A 12,757-nucleotide genomic window follows, 5' to 3' on the forward strand; every position below is an offset into this window, starting at 1 on the left:
TACTCGGCGGCGGAGCGGCCGTCAAGTCAACGAGGGGGCCGCCTCGCGCCCCAGCGGGAGCAAGCTCCTTGCCACGAATAGCACATCCGGCAGGATCAATGCTTGGTCAGCTTGTCCAGATAACCCATGGCAAACGCCGAGAGCACGAAGGTCATGTGAATGATCACGTACCACTTCAAATGTTCGGGATCGACGTTCTTGGCATCCATGAACACCCGCAGCAGATGGATGGACGAAATCGCCACGATGGACGCCGCCACCTTCATTTTCAACGAAGACGAGTCCATGGTGCCCAGCCAACTGAGCTTTTCCTTGTTCTCGTCGATGTCCAGCTGGGACACGAAGTTCTCGTAACCGGAAATCATCACCATCACCAGCAAGCCGCCCACCAGCGCCATGTCGATCAGCGACAGCAGCACCAGGATCAGGTCCGATTCGGCCATCGAGAACACGTTGGGGATGACGTGGAAGACTTCCTGAAAGAATTTCAGCGCCAACGCCAGCAGACCGAGGGACAAGCCGAAGTAGATCGGCGCCAGCAGCCAGCGCGAGGCGTACATTGCATTTTCGATAAAGCGTTCCATTGAATCTCACACAGGGGGGGTTGGAAATGGCGGCGAGTATAACAGCCGGTCCTTACACCCAGAAACCGCCCGAAAATCCGCAACCTGCACGTGTATGCCAAAGTTTTTCTGCTAGTGTCCAGACATTGACTGCTCAGTGCTATCGGACAGGAAGACTGGAAATGGATGTGCGATTACCTTTCACGAGTACCGTACTTTGCCTCACATTGCTTCTGGGCGGCTGCTCACCCAAGGAGGAAAAGCGCCAGGTAAGCCTCGAAGAAAAAACCGCGCAGTTCGAGAAATCCCTGGATGCCATTGCGGACCCCAAACTGAAGGACGCCATCTCCGAACTGGGCGGTTCGCTGTTGTTGCTGGAACGGGCGCGACTCAAGCTCGACAGCAAGCCGGTGGAAACCGAGTACAGCGAAGACGCCCTGGCCGTACTCAAGCACTACGCCACGCCTCAAGCCCTGGTCGATACCTACATCAACGGCCTGTTTGTGTTGCACAAGGATTCCAGCTCCGACTACCTGACTGACCTGCAACCGGTATTCCCTTTCAGTTTCAATGCGCCCGCCGCGTTCATGTTTCCTCATGGCCTGGAATGGCAATCGGTCACTCTGAGCAACAAGCGTGTCATCCCCTTCCAGCCCGAATGGTCGGAAACCGATCCCGGCATCCAGCTGAGCCCTTCGAGTTCCAGCCTGACCAACCCCGACGATCTGACCGTGACCTACCCGTTCGTCGAAGGCGTGGAGGTGGACAACAAGAACCAGCCCCAACCGCTGAGCCTGCAAGGCAAGGTCGAAGTGATTGCGCCGCACCGGGTCTACAGTTTTGACCTTTCGAAAAAGGATGTCGGCAAGACCCGCACCAACGACAACCTCAACGTCACGCTGCTCAAGCTAGAAAAAAATTACGCGGAGGTCGAGTTCAGCAATAGCGCGCCATTGGCCCCGGAAGTCGGCGACACGCCACTCAATCCGCTGATCGTGCAGGCCAAAGACAGCACCGGGCAGTTCCTTTCCCGGGCGGGGTCAATTAACGAAACCGCCGCGCAGATTGCCTTTTACCGCAAGCAACTGGAGGAAATGCAAAAACAGAAAGCCTGGAGCGACGCCTTCGAAAAACAGCTGGATGACGAGCAGATTGCGTTTGAAAAGCAGCAGACCCGGCATTACACCAAGGTGTATTTCAACGGCCCGATCGAAACGCTGGACGTCAGCGTGCTGGACTTTTCCGCTGCCACCGTGACCCGCAAGGACCTCGACCTGCCGGTCCGTCGTTTCGACCACGACACCACCGACAAAACCATTGCGCCGCTGGACTTGCCAGTAGTGGTGTATGACGACCAGGCTCCGACCTGGCTCAAGGGCGCGACGCTGACCGAGGAACAACTGCAAAAAAACGTCAGCATCACCCAGTCGGTCGACGACCCAAGCGCGGCACGCATCGAGTTCGAACACATCCGCACGTTCAACGACGACCTGCTGGGCACATCCTTCAGCCCCGGTGAAATCCCGGTCAGCTTCTTTACCGCAGGCAGCAACGGCAAGCGCGACGAGCCGATAGAACTGCCGCCCGAGGCTTATCAGGTCGACCCGTTGCGCGGCACCATCACCTACGACTTGAACCTGTTCCCGGAAACACCGGCCTACGCGGTGGGCTCCATGCCGTTGTTCCTGGCCACCGTCGAACAGAAAGCCCTCGACGCCCACCAATTACCCAAGGGCCTGGAACTCAAAGGCAATGCACTGGTGGTCGACTTCAAGCGCTTCCCCGCTGACGAGTGGCGTTTTTTTGCCAAGGACGACAGCGGCAACTACCTGAAGGAAATTCTCTCGGTCAGCCATGACGCAGGCGCCGACGGCCCCGCGCTGTTTGGCGTGCACTATTTCTACGGCGTGCCTACTCACCTGGAAACTTACCAGCGGACCGACCTCGCCACCGTGGAATATGGTTTCGAGATCAAACTCGACAAAGCGCAGTTGTCCAACCCCGCGCAATAGTCGTGCTCAATGATCAGGCCGAAACTCGAAGCCGCCCAGGTTTCGACAACGGCCACCGTTGATTTCCCGCAACTGGGCTTGCAGATGCAGGCACCAGATTTGCGGATCATCGGCCAGCTCGTAGCCGTGCAGCGTCAGGCTTTCAACGATGGTATCGAGGATCGATTCAGCCACAAACGGGCCATGGAACGGGCCTTGGGCCTTGATGGCTGAAGGCTGCTCACCGGCCATCCCGGCGGCGAAGAGTAAGGTCCACATGCCCGTATCGCCGGCTAACGGCTTGATCGCACACTCGATACGGGTCACAAGACCCAGGCATTGACGGGTAAGGCAGAGGTTGCGCGACATGGCGGCGACCCTCGGTAAATCCGGTATTCAACCTCCACGAGAAGGCTGGCTCGATCCAGTGATGACTGTCGATATCCTTGAGCTGAGAATAGAGGAAAAGTGCAGTGCGCAAGCAAAGCGAAACCAGAAGGCGCCGAATGGTCATTGTGTGAATATTGACGCCAGAGTGATGGCACGTTTTGGCGATGGCCCCCTCTGCAAAACAACACAAACCCTGTGGGAGCGAGCTTGCTCGCGATAGCGGATTTTCATTCAGTACATCTGTTGAATGTCAGTCCGTCATCGCGAGCAAGCTCGCTCCCACATGGGATCTGTGCGGAGCTGGATTACGCCGGCTTGGCCTCGACCAACGCCTCCTGCGCCAGCTCTTTCTCGGCCTCTTTAAGGTCTTCCTCACTGATCATTTCCGCAATCACCCGCAGGCGCTCCACTACCCGCGCGTTGACGCTGCCCTCCGGAAACTGGCCATCGGCGTCCGGCGCACCGGCCGGCTCACCCACCAGCAGGCTCAGCGCTTCGTCAGCCTGACGCACCGCATACACATGGAACTGCCCTGCCCGCACCGCCGACAACACCTTCTCGTCGAGCATCAGTGTGGCAACGTTGGCCTGGGGAATAATTGCTCCTTGCTCACCGGTCAACCCGCGAGCTTCGCAGAGACGGAAGAAGCCTTCGATCTTCTCGTTTACCCCACCCACCGCCTGCACTTCACCGAACTGGTTGATCGAACCGGTAATGGCGAAACACTGCTTGAGCGGCGTCTTCGACAACGCTGAAATCAGTGTGCACGCCTCGCCCAGCGACGCACTGTCGCCATCGACATAACCGTAGGACTGCTCCAGCGCGATGCTCGCGGAAATCGCCAGGGGGAATTCCTGCGCATAACGACTGCCCAGATACCCGGTGAGAATCATCACGCCCTTGGAGTGAATCGGCTGCCCGAGGTTGACCTCACGCTCGATGTCGACGATACCGCTGCCGCCCGGATAAACCGTGGCCGAAATCCGTGCTGGCACACCGAAGGCCGAATCGCCGACTTCCAGCACCGTCAGCCCATTGCACTTGCCGACGGCCGCGCCGTCGGTATCGATCAGGATGATCCCGGCCAGCATGTCGTCGAGAATCCGCGCCGAGACGCGCCCGGTGCGGGTGGCCTTGGCCTTGAGTGCCCGTTCGATGTGACCGGCATCGGTCATTTCATCGCTGGCCAGATGACGGATGAAATCCGCTTCGCTGACCAGTTGGAACAAGTCGCCAATGCGTGCCGACAAACGTCCCTGATGTTCCGCCAACCGTGCGCTGTAGGTCGCCAGGCGCGCCACCGCATCAGCGGTCAGCGGCGCCATGCCCTCTTCGGAGGTACGGGTTTTCAGGAGCTGGGCGAATTGCTCCAGGCTCTCGTCGACCATCGGGATGTCTTCGTCGAAATCCACCAGGACACGGAACATCTCCTGGAAGTCCGGATCGAGGTCCTGCAGCGTGTAGTACAACTGCCGGGCGCCAATGATGATGACTTTGACCTGCAGCGGGATGTGTTGCGGGGTCAGGGTCACGGTGGCCAGACGGCCCAGCTCGCCGAGCGGCGACTCCATTTTCAGTTTGCGCGATTGCAGGGCGCGTTTCAGCGCGTCCCACACGAACGGCTCGCTGAGCATTTTATCCGCTTCAAGGATCAGGAAACCGCCGTTGGCCCGGTGCAACGCACCCGGCCGCAACTGGCGATAAGTGGTGTAAAGCGCGCCCTGATCGGTGCTGTATTCGATACGGCCGAACAGGTTTTCGTAGGTCGGATGCGGCTCGAACACCACTGGCGCGCCGCCGCTGTGCGAGTGACCGACCACCAGACTCGGGGCGTATTGCTCTTCCAGCAACTTGCGGGCGATGGCGTCGGTCTTGCTGTCGTCCACCAGTTGCTCGACCACGGTTTTGAGCAGGTACACCTGCATGGCTTGCAAGTAGCCACACACCGCCGCGTTCTCGGCATACTTCTGCGACAACGGCGCCAGCAGAGGCTGCAAGGCCAGGGTGATGGTTTCTTCGTTGAGCTGACGCAGTTGATTGCTCGACTCACGTTTCCATTGCGGCAGGCTGGCCAGCTCTTCGTTGAGGCGTTCTTCCAGACCGGAAATATCTTCGTGGAAGCGCTCGCGGTCGGCTTCCGGCAACTGGGCGAACTCCGCCTCGTCCAGCGCCTTGCCTTCGCTCATTGGCGTGAACGCGATGTTGCTGGCGTCGCGGTACAGCGCGACTTCCTTCTCCAGCGCCAGGCGCTCGATCACGTCCAGAGCCTTGTCGTAGCGCTGGTTGAACGCACGGTCGATGGCGCTTTTCTTTTGCTGGTAGGACGGGTGCTCGAACACCGCCGGAAACGTCGCCAGCAGGTTGTCGATCAACGCGTTGATATCACCGATGAACGCACCGGCAGTGCCCGAGGGCAGCTCTAGCGCGCGCGGCTCGCGGGGCTCATCGAAATTATTGACGTAGACCCAGTCCGCCGGAGTTTGCAGGCGTTTGCCTTCGGCTTTCAGGTAGCGTTTGACGAACGAAAACCGGCCGGTACCGGGCTCACCCATCACGAATACGTTGTAACCGGGGCGTGGCATGGCCACACCGAACTGCAAGGCTTCGACCGCACGTTCCTGGCCAAGCACACCGCGGAAGGGCTCCAGATCATTGGTGGTAGAGAAGCTGAACTGTTCAGCGGAAAACGGACGGGTCAGCGCTTCGGGCGCTAGACGCAAGCTGGCAGCAACAGGATCAGGCATCGGGCTTCCTTACATCAGGCGGGGCAGATAGCGGCATTCTGGCGCTGCCCGTACCTCACTGGCAAGGCGCGCGGTTGCGCTAAGCATAGACAAACCGCCATCCCCAGGCGAGGCGGGGGCAAAAACGCGTTTTCAACGAATGTTTTGCAAAAAATCACGGAACCACGGGAACGTGCCTAAACTCCAAATTGCGCGGCTGGAACGAATAACCGGCCCTCTGGCGTCAAGTTGGGCGCCAAACCCCCTGTCCATTGGTATGCACACAAAGAGAACACAGCTATGAAACGGATTCTTCTCGGTACTCTCTTCACAGTCGTATCCCTCAATGCCATGGCGCAGGCGCCAGGCGGTCCGGATTGCGGCTGGGGCAACATGCTGTTCGAAGGTCAGCGTGGCACCCCGGCTCACTTCCTGGCATCCACCACCAACGGCACCTCCGGTAACGCGACGTTCGGTATGACGTCCGGCACCAACGGCTGTGCGACCAACGCATCGCTGACCTACGGCGGCAAATCCTGGTTTGCCATGAATGGCATGATGAACGAGCTGTCCGAGGACATGGCCAAAGGTAACGGCGAAGCGCTGACCACCTACGCCGTGGTACTGGGCGTGGCACCGCAAGACCGTGCGCATTTCGCGGCCGTCACTCACGAGCACTTCCAGCAGATATTCAGCAAGGCGGACGTGACCGCTGAAGACGTGCATACCAACACCCTGGCCGTTCTGAAGAACGATCCGCGTCTGGCCAAGTACGCGACTCAAGCTTAAGCTCGACCCCGCCCGCTCCTTTACAGGGAGCGGGTTTTGTTTTTTGGATCTGCCCTTTGCGGGTAATGTCGATCAGTTGAAGTGGCACAGAACCTGTGGCGAGGGAGCTTGCTCCCGCTGGACTGCGCAGCAGTCCCTGCCTTATTTGAAAGAACAAAGAGGCCGCTTCGCGCCCCGGCGGGAACAAGCTCACTCGCCACAGGTTGCTCATCGTTTACTCGATTTCTCAGCTGACTGACGCCCCCGTTCTGGGTCTTCATTTCTTTCGACTTAAGTTGCCCACTATGCTCAAACGCCTTGCCTGGCTGGCGCTCTGTGTCTGCGCCCCGCTGTCCGCCGCGCCGAACATCGACCATCAACGTTTGCAGCAATTGGCCAATGATCCTTTCTGGATTTCCCTGGGACATTACGAAACCGCCAAGCTCGGCGGCTGGCGCAGTTATGTCAGCGACAAGAAATTTTTCCTCGCTCCGGATGGCAATGAACACCCCGATCACGAGCTCGCCGCCACGGTTCAAGCGCTGTACGCCCCGGCCAGTGCCGGTGAACAACATGCCCAGTGCGTCTATCCGGCGCGCACCCGCTGGTTGAAAGCGCAACTCAACCTGAACGACTTGCCGACGCTCGATTGCGCCGAGTTCAAGCAATGGTTCAAGGATGTTTCGCCCCACAGCGCGGTGATGATTTTCCCCGCGGCCTACCTCAACAGCCCCTCGTCGATGTTCGGCCACACCTTGTTGCGCATCGACCAGGCGGATGTGCAAAGCGATCACACGTCCCTGCTCAGTTACGCGATCAACTTTGGCGCCTACATCGAAGGCTCGGACAACAGCATTCTCTATGCGTGGAAAGGCCTGATGGGCGGCTATCCGGGGTTGTTCGCCCTGGTGCCCTATCAGGAAAAGCTCTCGGAATACCGCAGCCTTGAAAACCGCGACCTGTGGGAATACCGTCTGAACCTGACCCAGGTCGAAACGGCACGCATGGTCGAGCACGTCTGGGAACTCAAGCAGATCCAGTTCGACTATTTCTTCTTCGATGAAAACTGCTCCTATCGCTTGCTTGAGTTGCTGCAAGTAGCGCGGCCCAGCCTGCGCCTGACCGAGCAATTCCCGCTCACCGCCATTCCGACTGATACCGTCAAAGCCGTGAAAGACGCCGGGCTGGTGGAGTCAATCGAATACCGCCCGTCCCGCGAACGTGAGCTGCTGAGCCGCGCCCAACCGCTGAACAGCGACGAACAGCAATGGGTGCTAAAAGTCAGCGCCGATCAAAAACAATTGCAGGAACCGGCCTTCAAAGCCCAGCCCAAAGACCGCCAGGCGCTGATCATCGATGCTGCCTATCGCCTGGAACGCTACCGCGCCAACGGCCAGGAACGCGACCCTGAACGCGCCCAACGCAGTTTCGAACTGCTGCGCGCGATCAACCAGAACCCGGCGCCGGAGCTGGACATCCCCCGCCCCGGTTTGCCTGAAGACGGCCACGAGTCCCGCACCTGGCAAGCCGGTGTCGGCACCCGTGGCGACAAGGCGTTCGGCGAGTACGGCCTGCGCATGGCCTATCACGACCTCAACGACAACGCCCAGAGTTTCCCTCTGGGCGCGCAGATCGAAATCCTGCAAATGAAACTGCGCCAGTACGAAGGCAATCACTGGCAATTGCAGCAGCTGGATCTGGCGACCATCCGCTCCCTGACCCCGCGCAACGAGCTGTTGCAACCGCTGTCATGGCAAGTCACCGGCGGCCTTGAACGCGTGCCGGGCAAGCATGACGACGAAAACCTGGTCAGCCACGTCAACGGCGGCGCAGGCGGCACCTGGCAACTGGGCGAGGACGTGCTCGGCTTTGCCCTGGGCACCGTGCGTATCGAACACAACAATGACTTTGCCGGTTTTGTCGCCCCGGCGGCGGGCTTCAACAGCGGCGTGTTGTGGAAAAACCCGCTGGGTAACTTCAGCCTCGAAACCAAAGGCGACTTCTTCACCAATGGCGAAGTACGCCGCAGCCTGAGCCTGAACCAGCAATGGGAATTGTCACGCAACCTGGGACTGCGCCTGAGCGCCCAGCGCGAGTTCAGCCATATCGCATCCCCTGAGAATGAGGTGATGCTTGAGGTGAAGTGGTATCACTATTGACCCGTAATCCCCGTGGGAACGGGCTTGCTCGCGAAGGCGTCGCGTCAGTCGACATCAATGTTTGATGACATACCGCTTTCGCGAGCAGGCTCGCTCCCACAGGAGATGCAGGTCGCTGACAGACATCCGACGAAACCAAATGCCTGCGACCATGGCCCAAACCCTATAACGGGAGAAAACCATGAGTCGTGCATTCGTCAATGAAGACAACGCCGCCGCACAAGCCGACCAGCCAGTGGAACGGCAGGTCAGCGCGCAGCCCAACTACGTGACGCACGAAGGATTGAGGCAGTTGCAGGGCAAAGTGGCCGAGTTACAGCTCTTGCACAGTGAGCAGTCTGCCCAGGGCGAGCTGGCCGACAAACAGCGCCTGGCCGATCTTGAACGAGACCTGCGCTACTTCAATCATCGCCTGCAAAGCGCTCAAGTCGTGACATCAGCCATCTCCACCGACAAAGTGCAGATCGGCAGCCGGGTGACCTTCGCCGACGAACACAACACCGAGCAGACAGTGCAGTTGGTTGGAGAGGATCAGGCCGACGCGGCGGCTGGATTGATCAACTGGGGATCGCCGCTGGGCCGGGCGCTCCTCGGCGCGCAGCTGGGCGATGAGGTGCAGTGGTTGCGGCCGGCCGGCGATCAACTGATTGAAGTAATTCGCATCGAACCGGCTTAAACCATACCGTGGCCGTGCACTGAGTTCTGCGAGCCACCGTTCTGAGCAATGGCAAGCATTACGCAAACGACCAGGACTTGAGTCGCGATGCCGAGTGTTTCGAGATCCAGATAGGTGGGAGCAAGCCGAATGGTGGTGTCTCGATAATCGATTCCTCTTGGGTGAGTAGCACCCGCTTGTGTCAGCGCGACCCCGGCATTGAGGGCCAGCTCGACAGCCCTGCTGGCGCATCCTTCGGGCAGATCGAGACTGACGAAATACCCTCCCTTGGGCCTCGTCCAGGCTACTTGTTCCATATTGCCAAGACCTTGGGATAACCCGGCCTCAAGCGCCTCGAATTTAGGAGCAAGCAACACCCGATGTTTTTTCATGTGAGCGGTGAGCCCTGCGCTGTTTGCGAAGAAAAGCAGATGCCGTAGCTGATTGACTTTATCAGGACCGATAGTCTTGCTTGCGCGATGCTTTAACCACCACACCAGGTTAGTCGGCGAGGAACCAAAAAATGCCAATCCCGCTCCTGGTAAAACTATTTTCGAAGTCGACGCGAAAACGAGCGGCCGGTCGACATGTCCAGCTGCTTCGCATAGCCTCGCTATCGGCTGGTTCGGCACTTCATCTTCCGTCAGATGATGGACGGCATAAGCGTTATCCCAGAACAAGACGAAGTCTTTTGCCGCAGTAGGCATCTTCGCAAGTCTGGCAACCGTGTCACTGCAATAGACCGCACCCGAGGGATTACTGTATTTCGGGACGCACCACATCCCTTTTATCGCAGGGTCGCAAGCCACCAGCTTTTCGACCGTATCCATGTCGGGGCCTGTCGCGAGCATGGGAACCGGCAGCATTTCAATGCGAAACTCATCGCACATCGCAAAATGCCGGTCATACCCTGGAACAGGGCAAAGAAACTTGATCACTGGCTCCTTCCTCCAAGGCTGCGGGCTTGCGCGCAATCCATGGATGAAAGCGTAAGCGAGCGTCTCGTGCATCAATGCAAGACTGGAGTTTTCGCCGACAGCGACCTGTTCGGCAGGCAACCCCAGTAATGGCTCTGCGACCAGCTCTCTAAGCTCCGGCAGTCCTTGCAGACAACCATAGTTTCGCCAATCGATTGCATTTCTGGAAACGAAGTTTGTCGCGCCAGGTAATGACAAGAAGGAGCCAGCCAACTCCAACTGCGCAACCGAAGGCAATCCACGAGTCATATTAATCTCAAGCCCGGCCGCCACTATACGGGAATAGACGATCTCAAGTTCTTTAAACATCAACTGACTTGGCAGCGTATCAAAGCCCGCAAAAAAATCCATTTTGATCATCCTTTGTAGTTATCAACAAGTCGTCACTGACCCAGTCAAAGCAAATACAAAACAGCTGCATACATCGACGCACAGCAAACCAGTGACTTAATGACACTGCGGGTAATAGCAGCAATAAAAAATGAAAGAACAATAACCAATAACTTTAGAGCCTGACCAATATCAAAATGCCCCATCCAATTCTCAAATAACGCATCACCAAATGCTATGGAGTAAATAATCCCACCCGTTACTGCGCATGCTGCATAACTCAGAAAAACGTAAATATCGCCATCACCACTTACCTTAAACCTGCGAAATATCAGCACAGGCAAAAAACGCAAACAATACGATACGCTCGCAGCAACCAGAATCAGAGTCCAATTATTCATGAGGCCTTACCACTTACTTTTCCTGCGAAAAGAAATACCGCACCCAACAACAGTGGAACAATAAACACGTGATACACGCCCAACCATGCGCCAACGATCGGCGTTGCAACAAACCCTATTGCAGTAGCTATGACGGGCCGCCACTTTGGCCAGGACATACCGACAAGCGCCGTAAAATGAATAGGCAGAATCATCGCGATCACAGCGTAAGCCATCATCCCCAAATCGGCACGGATGACATAACCAAGAAAGGTGGCTAATACCGCAACAAACAAGCTCGATAGCCCACACCCCAAGAAGTAGCGATAATTGTCCTGCGTGTCACCTTTCCTTGCATTTGCCAAGGTGAATGTCGAGACCGACAACAACTGCACCGACCACATCATCTTCGCCAAAGAGACGGACTTGAATTGCTCACATAACACCGATGACATGATCATGAAACGGAAATTGACCACGAGCGTGATCATGATCAACGCCCAGACACCTATATTCCCATCGGATTGACCGACAAATACCTGAAGGGGTGCCGCATGGACAGTCAATGTCATGATGACCGACTGAAACAAGGAAAACCCAGCCGTTGCCAATAAAACCCCGATGGAAAAAAACATGAACATGAACGCAAGGCAAACCGGAAGTGAATCAATACAGCCTTTTACGAAATCATCATTTTTAACACGGCGAATTTCTTCTCGAAAAGCATCCACAGCACCCACCTTAATTGCTGGTAATCAGCACAGATTTTCTGGGGTAAATCAGGTCACCTTGGGGACGCGACCTGAAACACAGTCAGGTATCAAGCGACTTTTCCAGTCATCCTGGCGCCAACGTCATTCAAGTAAGCGAGACTATCGGATAGCGTGCTGCCACGCGTTTCGAAGCCTATCAGACCTTTCCATTCGCACTGGTGTATCGCCTCGACAAGACCGAGGTAGTCCAACGATCCTCTACCGAGGGGAAAATGTGAGTCACGCTCGCCTTTATTGTCACTGAACGACATACCCACTACGTGCTGGTGCAATTTCTTGAAAACCTCTACAGGATCTCCGTCATTGACATGAGCATGAGACACATCAAAAAACAACTTCAACCCCGGCACACGCCCCAACACCTCCGCATATTCATCCCCGGTAACGCATATATAATAAAACGGGTGAAACTTTGTATAGTTACTTAAATTTTCCAGCCATATTTCTACATTTTTATGGCGTGCATACTCAACAAGTTCACCCAGATTATCGATAAGCATGGTCAGCCCCAAGCGGCGAGCCTCCACAACCAGACGCGGCTCTACGATCCCGCCACCGTGAACGATGACAGGCGCGCCACCTAAAGACGCACTCAGGTCCACCTCACGTTTTATGTAATCAAGGGCCGCCCTTCCTAACTCACGAACATCACTGCCCAAAGGCGCCTTGAAATTCCCGTGATAGATTGGCCTGACACCTAGCGTCGATATTGTTTCCTGCAAGGCTTCTATTCGGTCGATCGTCCAGTCTGCAGGGCGCTCACCCGGCAAACTACCATCAATGTACCAATGACTATAACCTTGCGCTGCGGCTTCAAGAATACCAAGCTCGGCCTTTAAATAGTTCTGCTGGGCAGCACCCGTCATATATTCTGGCCATTGCCTTTGACAAACATCACTTATTATTTTTTTCATACTATCAGCCATACATCCATGTAAATCATAAAAACCCCTTGAACGATCTGGAGCACCCTATTAACAGCTTTATTCTTCCACCTGATTGCCCAGCACTTACCAGTGCCTTTATTCAATCTGTAAAATCAACTCGC

The 12,757-nt window shown here is 56.6% G+C and carries 11 protein-coding genes; 4 read left to right on the plus strand and 7 right to left on the minus strand.

What is annotated here, in order from left to right; translation table 11 throughout:
* Nucleotides 1–95: 95 nt before the first annotated feature.
* Nucleotides 96–584 (minus strand): TIGR00645 family protein, encoded by a 489-nt coding sequence (locus POF45_RS11685; protein WP_259496751.1) that lies wholly within the window; start codon nucleotides 582–584, stop codon nucleotides 96–98.
* 161 nt (nucleotides 585–745) lie between these two features.
* Between POF45_RS11685 and POF45_RS11690 the strand changes: the two genes are divergently transcribed.
* A complete protein-coding gene (locus POF45_RS11690) occupies nucleotides 746–2,575 on the plus strand; it encodes a hypothetical protein (RefSeq protein ID WP_259496752.1) in 1,830 nt (609 codons plus the stop codon).
* Between the two features lie 6 nt (nucleotides 2,576–2,581).
* Here POF45_RS11690 and POF45_RS11695 read toward each other — a convergent pair whose 3' ends face one another.
* Both POF45_RS11695 and POF45_RS11700 read right to left on the minus strand, forming a co-directional pair.
* A complete protein-coding gene (locus tag POF45_RS11695; protein WP_017340866.1) occupies nucleotides 2,582–2,923 on the minus strand; it encodes a PA4575 family protein in 342 nt (113 codons plus the stop codon).
* A 326-nt stretch (nucleotides 2,924–3,249) separates the two neighbouring features.
* Nucleotides 3,250–5,688: a Lon protease family protein gene (locus tag POF45_RS11700; protein WP_282315717.1), complete on the minus strand. Its 2,439-nt coding sequence runs from the start codon at nucleotides 5,686–5,688 to the stop codon at nucleotides 3,250–3,252.
* A 279-nt stretch (nucleotides 5,689–5,967) separates the two neighbouring features.
* Here POF45_RS11700 and POF45_RS11705 point away from each other — a divergent pair, with 279 nt between their 5' ends.
* From POF45_RS11705 to POF45_RS11715, 3 genes are all read left to right on the plus strand, one after another.
* Nucleotides 5,968–6,456, plus strand: coding sequence for a DUF3015 domain-containing protein (locus tag POF45_RS11705; RefSeq protein ID WP_259496755.1), 489 nt, complete (start codon nucleotides 5,968–5,970; stop codon nucleotides 6,454–6,456).
* 284 nt (nucleotides 6,457–6,740) lie between these two features.
* On the plus strand, nucleotides 6,741–8,594 hold the full coding sequence (locus tag POF45_RS11710) for an Lnb N-terminal periplasmic domain-containing protein (protein WP_282315718.1): 1,854 nt from the start codon (nucleotides 6,741–6,743) through the stop codon (nucleotides 8,592–8,594).
* 181 nt (nucleotides 8,595–8,775) lie between these two features.
* Entirely contained in the window at nucleotides 8,776–9,270 is a 495-nt protein-coding gene (locus POF45_RS11715) for a GreA/GreB family elongation factor (protein ID WP_282315719.1), read from the plus strand.
* On the opposite strand, the gene POF45_RS11720 is transcribed toward POF45_RS11715, so the two are convergent.
* The 4 genes from POF45_RS11720 to POF45_RS11735 form a co-directional block, all read right to left on the minus strand.
* Nucleotides 9,267–10,577, minus strand: coding sequence for an aspartate aminotransferase type Ic (locus POF45_RS11720; RefSeq protein ID WP_282315720.1), 1,311 nt, complete (start codon nucleotides 10,575–10,577; stop codon nucleotides 9,267–9,269). The genes POF45_RS11715 and POF45_RS11720 overlap by 4 nt on opposite strands.
* Before the next feature lie 44 nt (nucleotides 10,578–10,621).
* Nucleotides 10,622–10,957: an AzlD domain-containing protein gene (locus tag POF45_RS11725; protein WP_282315721.1), complete on the minus strand. Its 336-nt coding sequence runs from the start codon at nucleotides 10,955–10,957 to the stop codon at nucleotides 10,622–10,624.
* A complete protein-coding gene (locus POF45_RS11730) occupies nucleotides 10,954–11,667 on the minus strand; it encodes an AzlC family ABC transporter permease (RefSeq protein ID WP_282315722.1) in 714 nt (237 codons plus the stop codon). The genes POF45_RS11725 and POF45_RS11730 overlap by 4 nt, the downstream gene beginning before the upstream one ends.
* An 89-nt stretch (nucleotides 11,668–11,756) precedes the next feature.
* Entirely contained in the window at nucleotides 11,757–12,623 is an 867-nt protein-coding gene (locus POF45_RS11735; RefSeq protein WP_282315724.1) for a sugar phosphate isomerase/epimerase family protein, read from the minus strand.
* Between the last annotated feature and the right edge of the window lie 134 nt (nucleotides 12,624–12,757).

This window comes from Pseudomonas fungipugnans (assembly GCF_029955235.1).
Taxonomy (GTDB): Bacteria; Pseudomonadota; Gammaproteobacteria; order Pseudomonadales; family Pseudomonadaceae; genus Aquipseudomonas; species Aquipseudomonas fungipugnans.